Raw genomic sequence first — 19,475 nt, 5'->3', positions numbered from 1 at the left:
TGCGCGGCCTTTTTTATTTCTGCAAAGCAGAGGAATTATGCGTATACCGGGAAGCGTGCGCAGATATCCAGAACTTTACCTTTGACGCGCTCGATAACCGCTTCGTCATTGATGTTGTCCAGAACGTCACACATCCAGCCAGCCAGCTCTTTCACTTCTGCTTCTTTGAAGCCGCGGCGAGTCACGGCCGGAGAACCGATACGGATACCGGAGGTCACGAACGGGCTCTTCGGATCGTTTGGCACGCTGTTTTTGTTCACGGTGATGTTGGCGCGGCCCAGGGCAGCGTCAGCTTCTTTACCGGTCAGGTTCTTATCAACCAGATCCAGCAGGAACAGGTGGTTTTCAGTACCGCCGGATACCACTTTGTAGCCACGGTTCAGGAACACTTCCACCATCGCTTTGGCGTTCTTGGCAACCTGCTGCTGATAAACCTTGAACTCAGGCTCCATCGCTTCTTTCAGCGCTACCGCTTTTGCCGCGATAACGTGCATCAGTGGGCCGCCCTGCGCGCTTGGGAACACCGCGGAGTTCAGTTTTTTGTACAGCTCTTCGTCACCGCCTTTCGCCAGGATCAGGCCACCGCGTGGACCCGCCAGGGTTTTGTGGGTGGTGGTGGTCACAACGTGAGCGTGTGGAACCGGGTTCGGGTAAACGCCTGCGGCGATCAGACCCGCAACGTGCGCCATGTCAACGAACAGGTAAGCACCGATGCTGTCTGCAATTTCACGCATTTTTGCCCAGTCAACGATACCGGAGTAAGCAGAGAAGCCACCGATGATCATCTTCGGTTTGTGCTCTTTAGCCTGCTTCGCCATGTCTTCGTAGTCAATTTTACCGGACTCATCGATACCGTAAGGGATGATGTTGTACAGTTTGCCGGAGAAGTTAACCGGGGAGCCGTGAGTCAGGTGGCCGCCCTGCGCCAGGTTCATACCCAGAACGGTATCGCCCGGCTGCAGCAGCGCGGTGTAAACCGCGAAGTTAGCCTGAGAGCCAGAGTGCGGCTGCACGTTCGCGTAGTCAGCGCCAAAGAGTTCTTTCGCACGGTCGATAGCCAGCTGCTCAACGATATCAACGTACTCGCAACCGCCGTAATAGCGTTTGCCAGGGTAACCTTCAGCATATTTGTTGGTCAGCTGAGAACCCTGCGCCTGCATGACGCGCGGGCTGGTGTAGTTTTCGGAGGCGATCAGTTCGATGTGCTCTTCCTGACGTACTTTTTCCTGCTCCATAGCCTGCCACAGTTCGGCATCATAATCGGCAATGTTCATTTCACGCTTTAACATCCGCATCTCCTGACTCAGCTAACAAGTAAATTTTGGCCTGAAAAGGCAGTCCTGTTGGACGACGGGCAACAGTATAACTGATTAGTTCTGTGATAACAGGTCTTGACAAACGATTTTACGCAAACGTTTTCCTACCCGCCACGCAAGGGTTTGAGGAATAAAGCTCTCGCCCTTTCCAGCGGATTTCTTTTCAGGTTTGTGATGCATATTTTTCATCTTGCAAAGAACCATTTACAACGCAGGGGTATTTTTTATAAGATGCATTTCAAATACATCATTAAAGTGACATCAGAAGGACGCGCTCATGCTCGACGCTCAAACCATCGCTACCGTAAAAGCCACCATTCCTCTGCTGGTGGAAACCGGCCCTAAACTCACCGCCCATTTCTACGATCGCATGTTCACGCACAACCCGGAGCTCAAAGAGATATTCAACATGAGCAACCAGCGTAACGGCGATCAGCGTGAAGCGCTGTTCAACGCCATCGCGGCCTATGCCAGCAATATTGAAAACCTGGCTGCACTGCTGCCTGCGGTAGAAAAGATTGCGCAGAAACATACCAGCTTCCAGATCCAACCCGAGCAGTACAACATTGTGGGTGGCCACCTGCTGGCGACGCTGGACGAGATGTTCAGCCCGGGCCAGGAGGTGCTGGACGCGTGGGGTAAAGCCTACGGCGTGCTGGCAAACGTGTTTATCAACCGTGAAGCACAGATCTACAGCGAAAACGCCAGCAAGAACGGCGGCTGGGAAGGCACGCGGGCGTTCCGCATCGTCGAGAAAACCCCGCGCAGCGCATTGATTACCAGCTTTGAGTTTGAGCCGGTGGACGGACAGCCGGTGGCCGATTACCAGCCAGGGCAGTATCTGGGCGTGTGGCTGAAGCCTGAAGGCTTCCCGCATCAGGAGATCCGTCAGTATTCTCTTACCCGCAAGCCAAACGGCAAAGGCTACCGCATTGCGGTGAAGCGTGAGGACGGCGGTCAGGTTTCCAGCTGGCTGCACAACGAAGCGAACGTGGGCGACGTGGTCCATCTGGCCGCGCCGGCGGGCGACTTCTTTATGGCCGTTGACACTAATACACCGGTCACGCTGATCTCTGCGGGCGTCGGCCAAACGCCAATGCTGGCGATGCTCGATACGCTGGCAAAATCTCGCCACGGCGCGCAGGTTAACTGGTTCCATGCCGCCGAGAACGGCGACGTACACGCCTTTGCGGAGGAGGTGAAAACGCTCGGGGCGTCCCTGCCGCGCTTCACCGCGCACACCTGGTATCGCCTGCCGACGGAGGCAGACCGCGCAGATGCCCGCTTTGACAGCGAAGGTCTGATGAATTTAAGCCAGATGGAAGGGGCGTTTAGCGCGCCGGACATGCAGTTCTACGTCTGTGGGCCGGTGGCGTTTATGCAGTATGCCGCGCAGCAGCTGGTGGGGCTGGGCGTGAACAAAGACAGCATTCATTACGAGTGCTTCGGCCCGCATAAGGTGCTGTAATGCAAAAAGCCCCTCGGTCGAGGGGCTTTTTTTTCGCCGGGTGGCGGCTGCGCCTTACCCGGCCAGGAAAATGTTTAAATCGCCGCGTCGTCTTCTTCGCCGGTACGGATACGGATCACGCGCGCCACGTCAAAGACGAAGATTTTACCGTCGCCAATTTTGCCCGTCTGCGCGGTGCGGATGATGGTATCCACGCAGGTATCGACGATATCGTCGCTGACCACGATTTCAATTTTTACTTTCGGCAGAAAGTCGACCATGTACTCTGCGCCACGGTAAAGCTCGGTGTGGCCCTTCTGACGACCAAAACCTTTCACTTCCGTCACGGTCATCCCGGTGATGCCGACTTCCGCCAGCGCTTCACGCACATCATCCAGTTTGAAAGGTTTAATAATCGCATCAATCTTTTTCATGGTGGGTCCTTAAACTCTTGCCTGTAAGCTGCCTCGTAATCGATTGCTCACAGTACCATACGGCATTACTCTTTAAAATCGTTTGCTTCCAGCTCGTGGCGCGACAGCAGCTTGTAGAACTCGGTGCGGTTGCGTCCGGCCATGCGCGCGGCGTGGGTCACATTGCCTTTGGTGATCTGCAATAGCTTGCGCAGATAGTTGAGCTCAAACTGATTCCGCGCTTCGGCAAACGTCGGCAGCGCCGTGTTTTCCCCTTCCAGCGCCTGCTCCACCAGCGCGTCGCTGATGACCGGTGAAGAGGTCAACGCCACGCACTGCTCAATCACGTTAACCAGCTGACGCACGTTGCCCGGCCAGCTTGCGGCCATCAGCCGCTTCATTGCATCGGTGGAAAACGCGCGCACGAATGGTTTATGGCGATCGGCCGCCTGGCGCAAAAGATGGTTCGCCAGCAGCGGAATGTCTTCCGCCCGTTCCGCCAGCGCCGGGATCTTCAGGTTCACCACGTTCAGGCGGTAGTAGAGATCTTCGCGAAACTCGTTGCGGGCCATCACTTTCGGCAGATCGCGGTGGGTGGCGGAAATAATACGCACGTTAATATCAATGTCGCGGTTGCTGCCCAGCGGACGCACTTTGCGCTCCTGCAGCACGCGCAGCAGCTTGACCTGCAGCGGCGCGGGCATATCGCCAATCTCGTCCAGGAACAGCGTGCCGCCTTCCGCGGCCTGGAACAGCCCTTCCCGGCTGCTTACCGCCCCGGTGAATGCGCCGCGGGCGTGACCAAACAGTTCAGATTCAAGCAGCTGCTCCGGGAGCGCGCCGCAGTTAATCGCAATAAAGGCGTTCTTGCTGCGCGGGCTGGCGTTATGGATCGCCTGGGCCAGGATCTCTTTCCCGGTACCGCTCTGGCCGTTGATGAGCACGCTGACGTCGGACTGCGCCACCATCCGGGCCTGTTCAAGCAGACGCAGCATCACGGGGCTGCGGGTGACGATAGACTCCCGCCACGCTTCATCCCCCGCCGGGACGGCGTGTTCCAGCGCGCTGTCGATTGCCTTATACAGCGCGTCTTTATCTACCGGCTTGGTCAGGAAGCTGAATACTCCCTGCTGCGTCGCGGCAACCGCATCCGGGATCGACCCGTGCGCCGTCAGGATAATCACCGGCATACCCGGCTGCTGTTTCTGGATCTCCGCGAACAGCTGCAGGCCATCCATTTCGTCCATCCGCAGGTCGCTTATCACCAGATCGATTTTCTCGCGGCTGAGGATCTTAAGCCCCTCCATCCCGCTTTCCGCGGTCACGACGCTGTAGCCTTCACTCACCAGACGCATGCCCAGCAGCTTTAACAGCCCGGGATCGTCATCCACCAGTAACAGATGGGCAGGTTTACGGCTCGTCATGCTTCACATCCTCTTGTTTCGGCGTATCGCTGTCCGGTGCCGCAGATGAACTCCCCGGCTGATATTTGCGCGACGAGAGCTGCCTTTCGATATCGGTCAGGTTTTCCAGCTTACGCGTTGTGGTATCGAGCTGCGTACGTAAATGTTGCTGCTGCTGACGCAGCGTATCAAGCTCGCTGTCGGTTGACTGTTGCAGCTTGCTGTAGCGGGAGCGCTCTTCAGACAGCTGAAGCTGTAATGTCTGCCCATCGCGCCAGAGCTGGTATACCGGGCGTACCTGCACGGGAAGATTGACCACGAACGTGTCCAGTCGGGTCACGTTGGCGCGCCGTTCGACGGGGGTGATTTTCGCATCAGCCAGCAAAATGCCGCGCTTGAAAGCGTCCTGCCAGGTGTCGTCATCCAGCATCGCCGCCTTCGAGCGAGCGTCTACCGGGGCCAGACGCTGGGCGCAATCTATTCCACGCAGCCAGAACAGCGGGTTGCTTTCAACGTCATGACCTGACAGGTTCCAGATATCGTCACAGCGGGTTGAGAGGAAATCGGCCAGCTGGTTATCGGGCCATTTATCTTCTTGTTTATCGCTAATTGCACTTTGTGGCGCATGGGAAACACACCCTGCCAGAAATAAACAGGGCAGGCTCAGGCGAAGCGTGTTGCGGGAAAACACCGCGCGTACGGCGCGGGAAAAGACGTGTGACATACTCACCAGACATAGATTCATTTTATTGATTTTTCCGGCTCAGGGGCAGTTCAATACGGAAGCAAACATCCGAACGTTCGTCCGTGGCAATGTTTAGCTCACCCTGCATGCGTCGTATGCAGTCCCGGGCGATGCTCAAGCCCAGACCACTGCCTTTCACCGCACCTTTCCGCTGATGACTCCCCTGGAAAAAGGGCTCGAAGATCATGGTTTTTTCGTCATCGGGGATCGGGGTGCCGGTGTTAGCGACGTCTATAAACACCCGGGAACCCTTCGTATAACTTCGGATATAAATGTTACCGGATTCAGTACCATAGTGCACCGCATTGGAATAAAGATTATCCAGCACGCTCATTAAGAGCATGGGTTCAGCGAGACAGGTCGGCGCATTCAGTTCTACACCGGTATGCATCATTTTAGCTCTTGCTGGCAAGCTATGGGCGGATATCACCATATCCACCAGCGGTTCAATCTCAACGTTTTCCAGAACGACCGCCCCGTCAGCCAGCTTGCGGTTGTAATCCAGCAGTTGCTCAATCAGCTTTTGCAGATTGCGGCTGCTGTTATCCAGGATCTCGACAATTTCTTTCTGTTCTGGCGTAAGGGGTCCTGCCACTTCGTCCGCCAGCAGCTCCGTCCCTTCGCGCATGCTGGCCAGCGGCGTTTTAAGCTCATGGGAGATATGGCGCAGGAACTGATGACGCTGTGATTCAAGCCACGCCAGGCGCTCGGACAGCCAGATAATGCGCTGGCCTACGGATCGCAGCTCGCGCGGACCTTTAAAGGCGACCGTATCCCCGAGCGATTTCCCCTCACCCAGGCGGTTGATCATCCGCTGAATCCCCTTCACCGGGCCGATGATCATGCGGGTAAAGAGCAGAACCAGCCCGAGGCTCACGAGGAACAGCACCAGCGCCTGCCAGCCGAAGAACTGGCCGCGCTCGGCAATCTCCTGCTGGAGCTGCTGGCCGCGAGAGAAAATCACCGTGCGCGTTGACTGCACCATCTCGGTGTTGGCGCTGGCAAAAGCTTCAAGACGCGCGGCGGCGGCGGCATCCGGGCCGCTGTTACTGCACTGTAGCTGCGCAAGATCGTTTAAATCCTGACGTAACGCCTGATAGAGCTTGTCGTCAGGCAATACGCCGGCGTGGGCGTCCAGCATTTCGCTATAGCGCTTGCGCTGACTCTGATACACCTTTTCCAGCGTCCGATCGTCAAGCACGCAATACTGACGATAGCTACGTTCCATCTCCAGCGCGGCGTTGGTCATCGCTTCACTGCGTCTGGCGTCGATGAGCGTCGTGCGGTTGGTCAAAGCCGCCTGCGCGCTCAGCGCGTTCAGACTTTGCCACGCCTGCCAGGCAAGGATCAGCAGCGGCAGCAGGATCAGCAGGAAGGCCATCATGACAAGCTGTCGCAGGGAGCGGGGAAAAACGGGCCAGCGTTTCAACGCATTACTCTCTTAATGGGGGTTTACGCAGAGCGTAACTGAGTCTGCCCTTCAGATACAACAAAGCCGGGTAAAAACCCGGCTTTGTCATGGAATGAGGCGGTGCCTAACTCGACGTTTCGCCCTGGCCTGATAAAGCATCGCTATGATCAGTAGTTGGACGGCAGGCACCTTTTTGTGCGTCATTCGAAGTTTATGTAGCGCGTCCCGAAGGGGCTGACATAAGAAGGTGAATGAGCCACTGGTTAATATTATGCAACACCCGTGCCAGAACGCAAAACAAAATATTAACACATTGAAATATATAACTTTTACTTGTTAAACCTGTTAATTATCGGTTGAATGATTTCCAGGCTAAGTGTCGCTATTAAGCAACACCTTAATGGGAACCTTTACTGCCATATATAAATCAATAAGTTAAATGTCTCCTTTTGGAGACACTCAAACCAGAGGGTTGTCGCGATTTTGCGACAGAGACAAAAAAGCCCGGTAGCGCTCACGCTTACCGGGCCTGCAGGTGTTGCCTGAAACTTAACCCAGCTGTTTACGCGCGTTGCGGAAGATACGCATCCACGGGCTGTCCTCGCCCCAGTTTTCAGGGTGCCAGGAGTTGCTCACGGTGCGGAACACACGTTCCGGGTGCGGCATCATGATGGTCGCACGACCGCTTTCGCTGGTCACTGCCGTAATACCGTTGGCGGAGCCGTTCGGGTTGGCCGGGTAGGTTTCCGTGACCTTGCCGAAGTTATCGACAAAGCGCAGCGCCACCAGACCTTTGCTCTCCAGCTGAGCCAGATGCGCGGCATCACGCACTTCTACCTGACCTTCGCCGTGGGAGACCGCGATTGGCATCTGTGAACCGACCATTCCCTGCAGCAGCAGAGACGGGCTTTGGGTCACTTCCACCAGGCTGAAGCGCGCTTCGAAGCGGTCAGACTGGTTACGCACAAAGCGCGGCCAGGCTTCGCTGCCCGGGATCAGTTCACGCAGGTTGGACATCATCTGACAACCGTTACACACGCCCAGCGCCAGGGTCTGCGGACGGTGGAAGAAGGTTTCGAACTCGTCACGCACGCGGCTGTTGAACAGGATGGACTTCGCCCAGCCCTCGCCCGCGCCCAGCACGTCGCCGTAGGAGAAGCCGCCGCACGCCACCAGCGCCTGGAAATCTTCCAGACCGGTACGTCCGGCCAGCAGGTCGCTCATGTGAACGTCGATAGCGTCAAAGCCCGCGCGGTGGAAGGCAGCCGCCATCTCAACGTGGGAGTTAACACCCTGCTCGCGCAGCACGGCCACTTTCGGACGCGCGCCGGTCGCAATGTACGGCGCGGCAATGTCTTCGTTGATGTCGAAGGAGAGCTTCACGTTCAGGCCTGGATCCTGGTCATTGGCCTTCGCGTTGTGCTCCTGATCGGCACATTCCGGGTTATCACGCAGGCGCTGCATCTGCCAGGTGGTTTCCGCCCACCACATACGCAGCGTGGTGCGGCTTTCGCTGAACACGGCGTGACCGTCTGCTTCAATGACGAAGCGGTCGCCCTGAACGGCTTTACCCAGATAGTGCACGCAGTCTGCCAGACCGTGCTTCGCCAGAATCGCTTCAACCGCGTCGCGATCTGCCGCGCGCACCTGAATCACGGCGCCCAGCTCTTCGTTAAACAGCGCCGCCAGACGGTCTTCGCCCAGCGTTGCAATGTTGGCTTCAACCCCACAGTGGCCGGTGAAGGCCATCTCTGCCAGCGTCACCAGCAGGCCGCCGTCGGAACGGTCATGGTAGGCCAGCAGCTTACGCTGCGCCACCAGCGCCTGGATGGCGTCGTAGAAGCCTTTCAGCTGCGCCACGTCGCGCACGTCGGCTGGCTTGTCGCCGAGCTGACGGTAAACCTGCGCCAGAGCGGTGGCACCCAGCGCGTTGTTGCCTTTACCCAGGTCAATCAGCAGCAGGGCGTTGTCTTCGGTGGAAAGCTGCGGCGTAACGGTATGACGCACGTCTTCCACGCGGGCAAACGCGGTAATCACCAGCGACAGCGGAGAGGTCATCTCGCGCTGCTCGCTGCCTTCCTGCCAGCGGGTTTTCATCGACATGGAGTCTTTACCCACCGGAATGGTCAGGCCGAGAGCAGGACACAGCTCCTCGCCCACCGCCTTCACGGCTTCATACAGGCCTGCATCTTCGCCAGGGTGACCGGCAGCGGCCATCCAGTTTGCGGAGAGTTTGATACGTTTGATGTCGCCAATCTGCGTCGCGGCGATGTTGGTCAGCGCTTCACCGACCGCCAGACGGGCAGAGGCAGCGAAGTCCAGCAGCGCCACCGGGGTGCGTTCGCCCAGCGCCATCGCTTCGCCGTAGTAGCTGTCGAGGCTCGCGGTGGTCACGGCGCAGTTCGCCACCGGGATCTGCCACGGGCCAACCATCTGATCGCGCGATACCATACCGGTCACGGTACGGTCGCCGATGGTCACCAGGAAGGTTTTCTCAGCAACAGCCGGCAGGTGCAGCACGCGATTAACGGCTTCAGCTACGGTAATGCCCTGGCGATCCAGCGCTTTGCCCGCCGCTTTACGGGTTGTTACGTCGCGGGTCATCTTCGGCGTTTTACCGAGCAGAACGTCGAGCGGCAGATCGATAGGCTGGTTGTCGAAATGGGTGTCGCTCAGAGTCAGGTGCTGCTCTTCGGTCGCTTCACCGATGACGGCATACGGCGCGCGCTCGCGGCGGCACAGCTCGTCAAAAAGCGGAAGCTGGTCCGCGGCAACCGCCAGCACGTAGCGCTCCTGGGATTCGTTACACCAGATTTCCAGCGGGCTCATGCCCGGCTCATCGCTCAGGATATCGCGCAGGTTGAAACGACCACCGCGGCCGCCGTCGCTCACCAGCTCCGGCATGGCGTTGGACAGACCGCCCGCGCCCACGTCGTGGATGAAGAGGATCGGGTTAGCGTCGCCCAGCTGCCAGCAGCGGTCGATCACTTCCTGGCAGCGACGCTCCATCTCAGGGTTGTCACGCTGCACGGAGGCGAAATCGAGATCCGCGTCAGATTGGCCGGAGGCCATAGAAGAGGCCGCTCCGCCGCCCAGACCGATGTTCATCGCCGGGCCGCCGAGCACGATCAGCTTCGCGCCGACGACGATCTCGCCTTTCTGCACGTGATCGGCACGGATGTTGCCGATCCCGCCCGCCAGCATGATCGGTTTGTGGTAGCCGCGCAGCTCTTCGCCGTTGTGGCTGTCCACTTTCTCTTCATAGGTACGGAAGTAACCGTTCAGCGCCGGACGACCAAATTCGTTGTTAAACGCCGCGCCGCCCAGCGGGCCTTCGGTCATGATATCCAGCGCGGTCACAATGCGCTCTGGCTTGCCGAAATCTTCTTCCCACGGCTGTTCAAAGCCCGGGATACGCAGGTTGGAAACGGAGAAACCGACCAGACCCGCTTTTGGTTTTGCACCACGACCGGTCGCACCTTCATCACGGATTTCACCGCCGGAGCCGGTCGCCGCACCCGGCCACGGGGAGATCGCGGTCGGGTGGTTGTGGGTTTCCACTTTCATCAGGATATGCGCGGGCTCCTGATGGAAGTCATAGCGCCCTGCTTCGCGATCGGCGAAGAAGCGGCCCACCTCGGACCCTTCCATCACCGCGGCGTTGTCTTTATAGGCAGACAGCACGTGGTCAGGGGTTTGCTCCATGGTGTTTTTGATCATTTTGAACAGCGACTTTGGCTGCTGTTCGCCGTCAATAATCCAGTCGGCGTTGAAAATCTTGTGGCGGCAGTGCTCAGAGTTCGCCTGCGCGAACATATAGAGTTCGATGTCGTTCGGGTTACGGTTGAGCTTAACGAACGCATCCTGCAGGTAGTCGATTTCGTCTTCTGCCAGCGCCAGGCCGAGACGCAGGTTGGCGTCAATCAGCGCCTGACGGCCCTGCCCCAGCAGGTCTACGCTCTGTACCGGCGCAGGCTGATGGTGAGAGAAAAGCTTCTGCGCGTCATCGAGAGAGGCAAATACGCTCTCCATCATGCGGTCGTGCAGTTCAGCCGCAACCGCCTGCCACTGTGCTTCGCTCAGGGTAGAGGCTTCCACGTAGTACGCCACGCCGCGTTCCAGACGGTTAATCTGGCTCAGGCCACAGTTGTGGGCGATGTCGGTGGCTTTGGAAGACCAGGGGGAGATGGTGCCCGGACGAGGCGTCGCAAGGATCAGTTTGCCGGTTGGCGTATGGCTGCTCAGGCTTGGGCCATACTTGAGCAGGCGTTCCAGCTGTACGCGCTCCTCTGCATTCAGGGGGGCATTCAGGTCAGCAAAATGGACATACTCAGCGTAAATATTGCTTACCGGAAGGTCGGCCGCCTGAAAACGTGCCAGCAGTTTAGTGATACGGAAGGCAGACAGTGCAGGCGAACCACGCAGAATTTCCATCATAAGTCTCTCGTCTTCGAAGCGCCGGGGCGCTTACAGTGTGCGCAAGGGGGGAAAACGGGCGTCATTATAGAGAATCCTGAGCGCCGACGAAACCGTTTGCGTCGAAATAAAATTTGCACGGAGATTTAACAATAGATGTGACCAGTCTCTCTAATTGGTTGCCAAGTGGCGCAAGTTTACGCAAAATGCCGCTCATTCAATGGCAAACCTTATGATTAACATGGCTACAGCAGACTGAGGCAACCGGCGTCGCAGAGAATTAACTAATTGAAAAAATTAAAGATTAATTATCTGCTCATCGGCATTGTAACGTTGCTGCTGGCAGTGGCCCTCTGGCCTTCCATCCCCTGGTTCGGCAAAGCCGAAAACCGTATCGCCGCCATTCAGGAGCGGGGGGAATTGCGCGTCAGTACCCTCAACTCTCCGCTGATTTACAGCGACATCAACGGTAAAATCATTGGTCTGGATTACGAGCTGGCACAACAGTTCGCCGATTATCTTGGCGTGAAGCTTAAAATCACCGTCCGCCAGAATATCAACCAGCTGTTTGACGACCTCGATAACGACGATGCCGATATGCTTGCCGCCGGGCTGGTGTATAACAGCGAGCGCAGCAAAAACTACCAGCCAGGCCCGACCTACTACTCCGTTTCGCAGCAGCTGGTTTACCGCGTCGGGGGCCTGCGCCCGCGTTCGCTGGCCTCGATTGACGATCGGCAACTGACGATTGCGCCTGGCCACGTGGTGATTGACGATCTGCGTGAGCTCAAGGAGAAGAAATATCCCGACCTGAGCTGGACGGTGGATCCGAAACTCGGCACGACGGAGCTGCTGGAGCAGGTAAAAGACCAGAAAGTGCCCTACACCATCGCCGATTCGGTCGCGATCAGCCTGTTCCAGCGGGTGCATCCTGAAATCGCCGTGGCGCTGGACGTCACCGACGAGCAGCCCGTGACCTGGTTTAGCCAGCTTGATGACGATCAGACCTTCTCTGCCGCGATGCTTGATTTCTTCAACACCATCAATGAAGACGGTACCCTGGCGCGTCTGGAGGAGAAGTACCTCGGTCACGGTGACGACTTTGACTACGTTGACACCCGCAGCTTCCTGCGCGCGGTAGACAGCGTCCTGCCAGATCTGCAGCCGCTGTTCGAAAAATACGCCCAGGAGATTGACTGGAAACTGCTGGCGGCTATTTCGTATCAGGAATCCCACTGGGATACCCAGGCCACGTCTCCGACTGGCGTACGTGGTTTGATGATGTTAACCAAAAATACCGCGCTGAGCCTGGGCGTCAATGACCGTACCGATGCGGAACAGAGCATCAGCGGCGGCGCGCGCTATCTGCAGGATATGATGGCCAAAGTCCCGGAAACGGTGCCGGAAGAGGAGCGGATCTGGTTTGCGCTGGCGGCCTACAATATGGGCTATGCGCATATGCTGGATGCGCGAGCGCTGACGGCCAAAACGAAAGGCAACCCGGACAGCTGGTCAGACGTTAAGCAGCGGCTGCCGCTGCTGAGCCAGAAGCCATGGTATAACAAGCTGACGTACGGCTACGCGCGCGGGCATGAAGCCTACGCCTACGTGGAAAATATCCGTAAATATCAGATTAGCCTGGTCGGGTATCTGCTGGAGAAAGAGAAAGAGGCGACAGAGGCCAAACAGCTGGCCCAAAGCTACCCTGTCGTGGCGCCGGACGAGCTTAATCGTCCGACGGCTTCAATTCTGCCTTTTGCTGCTTTTTCTGCTGACGGCGCATTCGAAAGAAATCGCTTAATAGCCCCGAACACTCTGGTGCAAGCACCCCGCCGATAGTCTTCACCTGGTGGTTCATCCCCGGGTGACCCAGCACGTCCATCAGCGAACCGGCCGCACCGGTTTTTTCATCCCGCGCACCGAAGACCAGAGTCCCGATCCGGCTGTGCACCATCGCGCCGGAGCACATCACGCACGGCTCCAGCGTCACATACAACGTAGTATCAAGCAGGCGATAGTTTTGCAGCACCAGACCGCCCTGGCGAAGCGCCATGATTTCGGCATGTGCAGTAGGATCGTGGCGGCCAATCGGACGGTTCCACCCTTCACCAATCACCTGGTTATTGTGGACCAGCACGGCGCCTACGGGCACTTCGCCCTCGTCCCAGGCACGCTGAGCCAGCGTCAGCGCATGGCGCATCCAGTATTCATGGTCTAGTTCAGGGTTGGACAACGGTTGATACTCCAGTCGAAAAGCGGGCGGCATTATACACGCCCATTATGGATAAGACTATTCGAGTTGCTGGAGTTCACCTGATGGCGTAACGCGCCAGCGATGCTGGCAGAAATAGAGCAGCGGGTTGTCCTGTTTACTGTCGCTGTAGCCGCTGTACAGGCGCAGCGGCGTACCGATGCGTTTCTCCAGCTGGACCACTTTTTCATGCCCCAGGCAGCGCAGTGTCAGCACCCAACCGCCGTAACCGCGGGCAATTTGCGTGGCAATAAGATTCACGCGCGGAAGCCAGGGGGTATCAAAATAGACCTGCTCCACCAGCGTCTGCGGGGAACCGGTAATCAGCCAGATGTCGGCATCGTTCGCGTCGAGGTAGCCAGTCAGGCGCGCCTGCACCACCGGAAAGGCGGCGACGTGGCCACGGAACCAGTGCGCAAAATCCTTTTCGAGCTGTTTGAGGCGCACTTCGCTGTGCCCAAAGGTACATCCCCACAGCAGCAGACTCATCGGCCATCGCGCCGCACGGCCTTTCACCAGCAGCGCGATACCGATAACCGGTAAGAGCGGTAGCACGAGCAACGCATTCAGGGGCTGACGCCGCAGCAGGTAACGCATAAACGTACCAAACATATCCTGCTGATGCAGCGTTCCATCCAGGTCGAAAAAGACAACGCGACGCGCGTGATTTGCCAAACCTTACTCCTCTGGATCGTTGAAACCTAACAGCCAGGTAAACAGGAACCCGGCGATCACCGCTACTAAATAGCCTAACAGATAGAGCATCACTTTTCCGGTCACGATGGTTAATGCCAGCGGTAAACCGGAAAGCCCAAAGGTGATCACGGTGGCGACCTTCCAGTAGCTAATGAGCGCCCCGCCTACCGCGCCGCCCAGACAGGCGGCGAGGAACGGTTTACCCAACGGCAGGGTAACGCCGAAAATCAGCGGCTCGCCAATGCCGAGCAATCCGACCGGGAGTGCGCCTTTGATCACTTTCTTCAGTCGCGCGTTGCGGGTTTTCATCAGTACGGCAATCGCTGCGCCGACCTGCCCCACGCCCGCCATCGACAGGATAGGCAGCAGCGCGTTATAGCCGTGCGACTGCACCAGCTCGACGTGGATCGGCACCAAACCCTGGTGCAGGCCCGTCAGCACCAGGGGCAGGAAGGTACCCGACAGCACCGCGCCCACTAACAGGCCGCCGCGATCAATCGCCAGCGACGCGCCGTGGGCGATGGCTTCAGAGATCCACCCGCCTAACGGCTGGAGGGCCACAATCGCTACGCTACCGGTAATCAGCGTGGTCAGCAGCGGGTTGAGGATAAGCTCAATCGAGCCGGGCAGAACCGCGCGCAGCCTTTTCTCGATCCAGCACATCAGGATGACCACCAGCAGCACGGCGATCACCCCACCGCGGCCCGGCTGGAGCGCCTCACCAAACAGCGTAATCTGCGCCAGCTGCGGGCTGGACAAGATGCCCGCCATCACCCCGCCCATGGCCAGCGATCCACCAAACACCTTCGCGGTATTGACCCCGACGAGAATGTTCATGATGGCGAAAACAGCGCTACCGAAGATCCCCAGAATCCCCAGCAGGTTTGGATACTGCGTGGCGAAATCCCCCACAATATCCGGCCGCTTGAGAATATTGATGATCCCGGTGATCAGGCCTGAGGCAATAAACGCCGGAATCAGCGGAATGAAGACGTTTGCGAGCTGTCGCAGCGCATCGCTCATCGGGGCTTTGTATTTGGCCTTCGCCTGCGCTTTGGTGCGCTCCGCATCGTCAATCGACACGCTCGCGCTAACGCCCATCAGCGCCCGCATGGCATCGACAACCTGCGCCGCTTTCCCCGGCCCGACGATCAGCTGATGCTGCTGGCCCTGTTTCACGTAGCCGCTGACGCCGGACAGTTGCTTCAGGCGCGGCACGTCAAGCTGGTCGTCGTTATGCACCTCGACGCGCACGCGCGTCATGCAGTTTTCGAGACGCTGAATATTTTGTTCCCCACCGATCCCCTGCAGGATATCGCTGGCGAGCGCTGCTGTTTTGTCCATACACGCCTCTGTTAGTTTTCTAATGCCGCCCGTAAGAAGCCGTTATGCGCATCGAGTTTGGCTCTGGCGCTTGCCGCATCCAGCCCGCTTAAGATCATCAGAATGGCCGGTTTAACATCGTGATCGGTCTGCTTGAGTACCGCTTCTGCCTCTTCACGTCCTGCGCCCGTCGCCTCCATCACCATGCGGCAGGCTCTGTCCACCAGCTTGACGTTGGTGGCCTGCATATCCACCATCAGGTTCTGATACACCTTCCCAAACTTCACCATCGCTCCGGTGGAGATCATATTGAGCACCAGCTTTTGCGCGGTCCCGGATTTCAGGCGCGTGGAGCCGGTGAGCGCTTCCGGCCCAACCACCGGAGAGATTGCGATAGCGGCCACCTGTGCAATCGGTGAGCCTGGGTTACAGGAGATGGCGACCGTCGTGCAGCCGGTCTGGTTAGCGTATTCCAGCCCGCCAATCACGTACGGCGTGCGCCCGGATGCTGCCAGCCCAACCACCAGATCCTGCGCGGTCAGGTTCAGCGCTTTGAGATCATCTTCACCGAGCTGTTTGTTATCTTCCGCCCCTTCAACGGCTTTCAGCAGCGCACCGGGTCCACCGGCAATCAGCCCAACTACCAGACCATGCGGCACCCCAAAGGTTGGCGGGCATTCTGACGCGTCCAGGACCCCAAGACGCCCGCTGGTGCCCGCGCCCATGTAAATAATGCGTCCACCGGCCTTGAGGGATTTCGCCGCCGCATCGACCGCTTTCGCCACCTCGGGTAATGTCTCTTTCACAGCCTGCGCGACCAGCGTATCCTGTTGATTAAAGCGGTGAACCAGCTCCAGGGTGGAGAGCGCATCCAGATCCATGGTTTGCGGGTTACGCGTTTCAGAAACAAGTGAGCCAAGATTCATTTTTGTACCTCAAGAATTTTTAATTCATAATAATCACACTATAATGGAATATAAAATTCATTCAGGCGAGCAAAATCCGTATTTGCGCAGATAATCACATTTTCGCCAGGAGACCGTATGAACTGTTTAATTCGCATTCGCCAGCGCTACGCAGGCTTTGCCCAAAGCGACAAGAAGCTGGCGGATTTTCTGCTTTCTCAACCCGATCGCGCACGCCATCTCAGCTCGCAGCAGCTGGCGAGTGAGGCCGGCGTGAGCCAGTCCAGCGTAGTGAAATTTGCGCAGAAGATTGGCTTTAAAGGGTTCCCCGCCCTCAAGCTGGCGATCAGTGAAGCGCTGGTCAGTAACCCTAACCCGCAGTCCATGCCGGTGCATAATCAGATTCGCGGCGATGACCCGATGCGGCTGGTCGGCGAAAAGCTGATCAAAGAGAACGTGGCGGCCATGCATGCGACGCTGGATGTGAATACGGAAGAGAAGCTGCTGGAGAGCGTGGCGATGCTGCGCGGCGCGCGGCGGATCATTCTGACCGGCATCGGCGCGTCCGGGCTTGTGGCGCGTAACTTTGGCTGGAAGCTGACAAAAATTGGGCTTAACGCCATCGTCGAGCAGGATATGCATGCCCTGCTGGCGACCGTACAGGCGATGGATCCTGACGATCTGCTGCTGGCGATCTCCTATTCCGGCGAGCGCCGCGAGATCAACATGGCCACCGATGAAGCGCTGCGCGTCGGCGGTAAAATTCTGGCGATCACCGGTTTTACGCCGAATGCCCTGCAGCAGCGGGCCACGCGCTGTTTATATACCATTGCCGAGGAGCAGGCCACGCGCAGCGCGGCTATCTCGTCCACCAGCGCACAAATGATGCTGACGGACCTGCTGTTTATGGCGCTGGTGCAGCAGGATCTGGAGCGTGCGCCAGAACGTATTCGCCACAGCGAAGAACTGGTAAAGAAACTGGTTTGACGCGTATAATGCCCGCCCAGTTTGTGTTGTTTCTGAGAATTTCCTGATGGCGCTGTTAATTACCAAAAAATGCATTAATTGCGATATGTGCGAGCCCGAATGCCCAAACCAGGCGATTTCGATGGGCGACAGCATTTATGAGATTAACAGCGACCGCTGCACGGAATGCATCGGCCACTATGAAACGCCGACCTGTCAAAAAGTGTGCCCGATCCCGAATACCATCCTGAAGGATCCGGCACACGTCGAGAGCGAAGAGCAGCTGTGGGATAAGTTTGTCCTGATGCACCACGCGGACAAGCTTTAACTTTCGATGATCACCGTCGCGCTGGCATAGTGGCGTTCATCGGCGATCGTCACGTGCACGTGATTCACCCCCAGCTTTTCTGCCAGCTTTTGCGCCTCACCCCATAAACGCAGGCTTGGCTTACCCAGCTCATCGTTAAACACTTCAAACTGGTTGAACGCCAGACCGTTACGAATGCCGGTTCCGAAGGCTTTAGCGGCCGCCTCTTTTACCGCAAAGCGCTTTGCCAGAAAGCGCACCGGCTGCTGATGTGCTTCCCAGATGGCCCATTCGTTATCGCTCAGCACGCGTCTCGCCAGGCGATCGCCGCTACGGGCGATCACCGCTTCTATGCGGGCTATTTCAACGATATCGGTGCCTAAGCCCAGAATGGCCATTACTGACGCGCTTCCTGCATCAGGCGTTTCATTTCTGAAACCGCCTCTTTCAGGCCGCTCATCACCGCGCGGCCAATGATGGCGTGGCCGATGTTCAGCTCGTGCATTTCAGGCAGGGCGGCAATGGCCTTCACGTTGTGGTAGGTCAGACCGTGACCGGCGTTAACCTTCAGACCCAGGCTTGAGGCATACGTAGCCGCTTTAGCAATACGCTCCAGCTCTTTGGCCTGCTCTTCATCGTTTTTGGCATCGGCATAGCAGCCGGTGTGAATTTCGATATACGGCGCGCCCACGTCGGCTGCCGCTTTAATCTGGGTGAAATCGGCGTCAATAAACAGCGAAACCAGGATACCGGCATCCGCCAGGCGCTTGCAGGCATCGCGCATTTTGTCGAGCTGACCGGCCACATCCAGACCGCCTTCGGTCGTGACTTCCTGGCGTTTTTCCGGCACCAGGCAGCAGAAGTGCGGCTGGGTCTCACAGGCAATCGCCAGCATATCTTCGGTGACCGCCATCTCCAAATTCATACGGGTATCCAGCGTCTGGCGCAGAATGCGCACGTCGCGGTCGGTGATGTGGCGACGGTCTTCACGCAGGTGAACGGTAATGCCGTCGGCGCCAGCCTGTTCAGCGATAAACGCCGCCTGAACCGGATCGGGATACGCCGTACCGCGCGCATTACGCAGCGTGGCGATGTGATCGATGTTGACGCCTAACAGTAATTCAGCCATGACAATCCTCGGTTTTCTTTTCGATTCTGTGGTCTAACGTTTCGGCACAAACTGCCTGAATAATTCGCGGCTCTTTAAGGGCTTGCCGCCAAGATACGGCTTGAGGGCAATCCGGGTAAAGCGTTTTGCTGCGCGCAGGGTATCCTGATCGGGAAACTCGCGCTCATACAGCGCCCGGAGCTGGCGCCCGGTAAAGGTGCTGTTGTCGATCACGATGCTGGCAATAAAGCCCTTTTCTTCGCGGTAGCGGTAGGTCATGGTGTCTTCAACTTCGTCACCGCTGCCCGCACAGTGCAGAAAATCGACCCCGTACCCAAGATGGCCCAGCAGCGCCAGTTCAAAACGCCGCAGCGCAGGCTCGGGCGTACCGGTTGCGCCAGCCAGCGACTGGATACAGTGCAGATAATCGAAGAAAAGTTCAGAGAAGCGAGTCTCATGCTCAAGAACCCGTGAGATGAGTTCGTTGATATACAGGCCGCTGTAGAGCGTGATACCAGAAAGAGGAAGCGCCAGGGAGACGGCTTCGGCGCTGCGCAGGGTTTTGACTTCCCCTCGCCCGCCAAAGCGAACCAGCAGCGGCGTGAAAGGCTGTAGGGCACCTTTCAGATTAGAACGTTTGGAACGTGCGCCTTTCGCAACCAGGCGCACGCGACCCGACTCTTCCGTGAAGACGTCCAGCATCAGGCTGGTTTCGCTCCAGGGGCGACTATGCAGGACGAAAGCGCGCTGCCATCCATCCATATGCTC

At 57.7% G+C, this 19,475-nt stretch carries 17 protein-coding genes; 4 read left to right on the top strand and 13 right to left on the bottom strand.

The features are described from left to right. Positions 1–35: 35 nt before the first annotated feature. A complete protein-coding gene (gene glyA / locus ACDO57_RS00195; protein ID WP_008502165.1) occupies positions 36–1,289 on the bottom strand; it encodes a serine hydroxymethyltransferase in 1,254 nt (417 codons plus the stop codon). Between the two features lie 304 nt (positions 1,290–1,593). Between glyA and hmpA the strand changes: the two genes are divergently transcribed. Further along, positions 1,594–2,784 (top strand): NO-inducible flavohemoprotein, encoded by a 1,191-nt coding sequence (hmpA, locus tag ACDO57_RS00190; protein ID WP_370883375.1) that lies wholly within the window; start codon positions 1,594–1,596, stop codon positions 2,782–2,784. A gap of 74 nt (positions 2,785–2,858) precedes the next feature. On the opposite strand, the gene glnB is transcribed toward hmpA, so the two are convergent. From glnB to purL, 5 genes are all read right to left on the bottom strand, one after another. Continuing rightward, positions 2,859–3,197, bottom strand: coding sequence for a nitrogen regulatory protein P-II (gene glnB, locus ACDO57_RS00185; protein WP_003860685.1), 339 nt, complete (start codon positions 3,195–3,197; stop codon positions 2,859–2,861). A 65-nt stretch (positions 3,198–3,262) separates the two neighbouring features. After that, the gene (gene glrR, locus ACDO57_RS00180) at positions 3,263–4,600 is read right to left on the bottom strand and encodes a two-component system response regulator GlrR (protein WP_267215171.1); all 1,338 of its coding nucleotides are present in this window, start codon (positions 4,598–4,600) and stop codon (positions 3,263–3,265) included. Beyond that, a complete protein-coding gene (gene qseG, locus ACDO57_RS00175) occupies positions 4,587–5,324 on the bottom strand; it encodes a two-component system QseEF-associated lipoprotein QseG (protein ID WP_024908631.1) in 738 nt (245 codons plus the stop codon). The genes glrR and qseG overlap by 14 nt, the downstream gene beginning before the upstream one ends. A gap of 1 nt (position 5,325) precedes the next feature. Continuing rightward, positions 5,326–6,753 (bottom strand): two component system sensor histidine kinase QseE/GlrK, encoded by a 1,428-nt coding sequence (gene qseE / locus ACDO57_RS00170; RefSeq protein ID WP_024908630.1) that lies wholly within the window; start codon positions 6,751–6,753, stop codon positions 5,326–5,328. A 531-nt stretch (positions 6,754–7,284) separates the two neighbouring features. Then, positions 7,285–11,172 (bottom strand): phosphoribosylformylglycinamidine synthase, encoded by a 3,888-nt coding sequence (gene purL / locus ACDO57_RS00165; RefSeq protein WP_048991357.1) that lies wholly within the window; start codon positions 11,170–11,172, stop codon positions 7,285–7,287. Between the two features lie 267 nt (positions 11,173–11,439). Here purL and mltF point away from each other — a divergent pair, with 267 nt between their 5' ends. Beyond that, positions 11,440–12,990: a membrane-bound lytic murein transglycosylase MltF gene (gene mltF, locus ACDO57_RS00160; protein WP_032648672.1), complete on the top strand. Its 1,551-nt coding sequence runs from the start codon at positions 11,440–11,442 to the stop codon at positions 12,988–12,990. On the opposite strand, the gene tadA is transcribed toward mltF, so the two are convergent. Genes tadA through murQ form a run of 4 tightly spaced genes read right to left on the bottom strand, consistent with a single transcriptional unit; the run spans position 12,878 to position 16,347 of the window. Continuing rightward, positions 12,878–13,417, bottom strand: a complete 540-nt coding sequence (gene tadA / locus ACDO57_RS00155) for a tRNA adenosine(34) deaminase TadA (RefSeq protein WP_061714625.1) — start codon at positions 13,415–13,417, stop codon at positions 12,878–12,880. The two genes, mltF and tadA, sit on opposite strands and share 113 nt — an antisense overlap. Before the next feature lie 24 nt (positions 13,418–13,441). Beyond that, complete coding sequence (gene yfhb / locus ACDO57_RS00150) at positions 13,442–14,077, bottom strand: phosphatidylglycerophosphatase C (protein ID WP_061714624.1); 636 nt, start codon at positions 14,075–14,077, stop codon at positions 13,442–13,444. Positions 14,078–14,080: 3 nt separating this feature from the next. Continuing rightward, a complete protein-coding gene (locus ACDO57_RS00145; protein ID WP_032648668.1) occupies positions 14,081–15,442 on the bottom strand; it encodes a PTS transporter subunit EIIC in 1,362 nt (453 codons plus the stop codon). Between the two features lie 11 nt (positions 15,443–15,453). Beyond that, positions 15,454–16,347, bottom strand: a complete 894-nt coding sequence (gene murQ, locus ACDO57_RS00140) for an N-acetylmuramic acid 6-phosphate etherase (protein WP_157189601.1) — start codon at positions 16,345–16,347, stop codon at positions 15,454–15,456. Positions 16,348–16,464: 117 nt separating this feature from the next. Between murQ and ACDO57_RS00135 the strand changes: the two genes are divergently transcribed. Continuing rightward, a complete protein-coding gene (locus tag ACDO57_RS00135; RefSeq protein WP_023333056.1) occupies positions 16,465–17,313 on the top strand; it encodes a MurR/RpiR family transcriptional regulator in 849 nt (282 codons plus the stop codon). Positions 17,314–17,359: 46 nt separating this feature from the next. Next, positions 17,360–17,620 (top strand): YfhL family 4Fe-4S dicluster ferredoxin, encoded by a 261-nt coding sequence (locus ACDO57_RS00130; RefSeq protein ID WP_008502177.1) that lies wholly within the window; start codon positions 17,360–17,362, stop codon positions 17,618–17,620. Here ACDO57_RS00130 and acpS read toward each other — a convergent pair. Genes acpS through recO form a run of 3 tightly spaced genes read right to left on the bottom strand, consistent with a single transcriptional unit; the run spans position 17,617 to position 19,469 of the window. Beyond that, the gene (gene acpS, locus ACDO57_RS00125; protein WP_008502178.1) at positions 17,617–17,997 is read right to left on the bottom strand and encodes a holo-ACP synthase; all 381 of its coding nucleotides are present in this window, start codon (positions 17,995–17,997) and stop codon (positions 17,617–17,619) included. The genes ACDO57_RS00130 and acpS overlap by 4 nt on opposite strands. Then, the gene (gene pdxJ, locus ACDO57_RS00120) at positions 17,997–18,728 is read right to left on the bottom strand and encodes a pyridoxine 5'-phosphate synthase (protein ID WP_370883374.1); all 732 of its coding nucleotides are present in this window, start codon (positions 18,726–18,728) and stop codon (positions 17,997–17,999) included. Before pdxJ ends, acpS begins: the two co-directional genes overlap by 1 nt. A 33-nt stretch (positions 18,729–18,761) precedes the next feature. Next, the gene (gene recO / locus ACDO57_RS00115; protein ID WP_048991368.1) at positions 18,762–19,469 is read right to left on the bottom strand and encodes a DNA repair protein RecO; all 708 of its coding nucleotides are present in this window, start codon (positions 19,467–19,469) and stop codon (positions 18,762–18,764) included. Positions 19,470–19,475: the final 6 nt, after the last annotated feature.

The sequence above is a fragment of the Enterobacter cloacae complex sp. 2015409 genome (assembly GCF_041365315.1).
GTDB lineage: Bacteria > Pseudomonadota > Gammaproteobacteria > Enterobacterales > Enterobacteriaceae > Enterobacter > Enterobacter pseudoroggenkampii.
Note: the sequence above shows the minus strand (reverse complement) of the source record. Positions and strands in the feature narration are given on the sequence as shown.

Excerpts from the sequence above, each read along its gene's own strand:
- glyA (WP_008502165.1), bottom strand. The coding sequence starts at position 1,289 with ATGTTAAAGCGTGAAATGAACATTGCCGATTATGATGCCGAACTGTGG.
- hmpA (WP_370883375.1), top strand. The coding sequence starts at position 1,594 with ATGCTCGACGCTCAAACCATCGCTACCGTAAAAGCCACCATTCCTCTG.
- glnB (WP_003860685.1), bottom strand. The coding sequence starts at position 3,197 with ATGAAAAAGATTGATGCGATTATTAAACCTTTCAAACTGGATGATGTG.
- glrR (WP_267215171.1), bottom strand. The coding sequence starts at position 4,600 with ATGACGAGCCGTAAACCTGCCCATCTGTTACTGGTGGATGACGATCCC.
- qseG (WP_024908631.1), bottom strand. The coding sequence starts at position 5,324 with ATGAATCTATGTCTGGTGAGTATGTCACACGTCTTTTCCCGCGCCGTA.
- purL (WP_048991357.1), bottom strand. The coding sequence starts at position 11,172 with ATGATGGAAATTCTGCGTGGTTCGCCTGCACTGTCTGCCTTCCGTATC.
- tadA (WP_061714625.1), bottom strand. The coding sequence starts at position 13,417 with ATGCCGCCCGCTTTTCGACTGGAGTATCAACCGTTGTCCAACCCTGAA.
- ACDO57_RS00145 (WP_032648668.1), bottom strand. The coding sequence starts at position 15,442 with ATGGACAAAACAGCAGCGCTCGCCAGCGATATCCTGCAGGGGATCGGT.
- murQ (WP_157189601.1), bottom strand. The coding sequence starts at position 16,347 with ATGAATCTTGGCTCACTTGTTTCTGAAACGCGTAACCCGCAAACCATG.
- ACDO57_RS00135 (WP_023333056.1), top strand. The coding sequence starts at position 16,465 with ATGAACTGTTTAATTCGCATTCGCCAGCGCTACGCAGGCTTTGCCCAA.
- ACDO57_RS00130 (WP_008502177.1), top strand. The coding sequence starts at position 17,360 with ATGGCGCTGTTAATTACCAAAAAATGCATTAATTGCGATATGTGCGAG.
- acpS (WP_008502178.1), bottom strand. The coding sequence starts at position 17,997 with ATGGCCATTCTGGGCTTAGGCACCGATATCGTTGAAATAGCCCGCATA.
- pdxJ (WP_370883374.1), bottom strand. The coding sequence starts at position 18,728 with ATGGCTGAATTACTGTTAGGCGTCAACATCGATCACATCGCCACGCTG.
- recO (WP_048991368.1), bottom strand. The coding sequence starts at position 19,469 with ATGGATGGATGGCAGCGCGCTTTCGTCCTGCATAGTCGCCCCTGGAGC.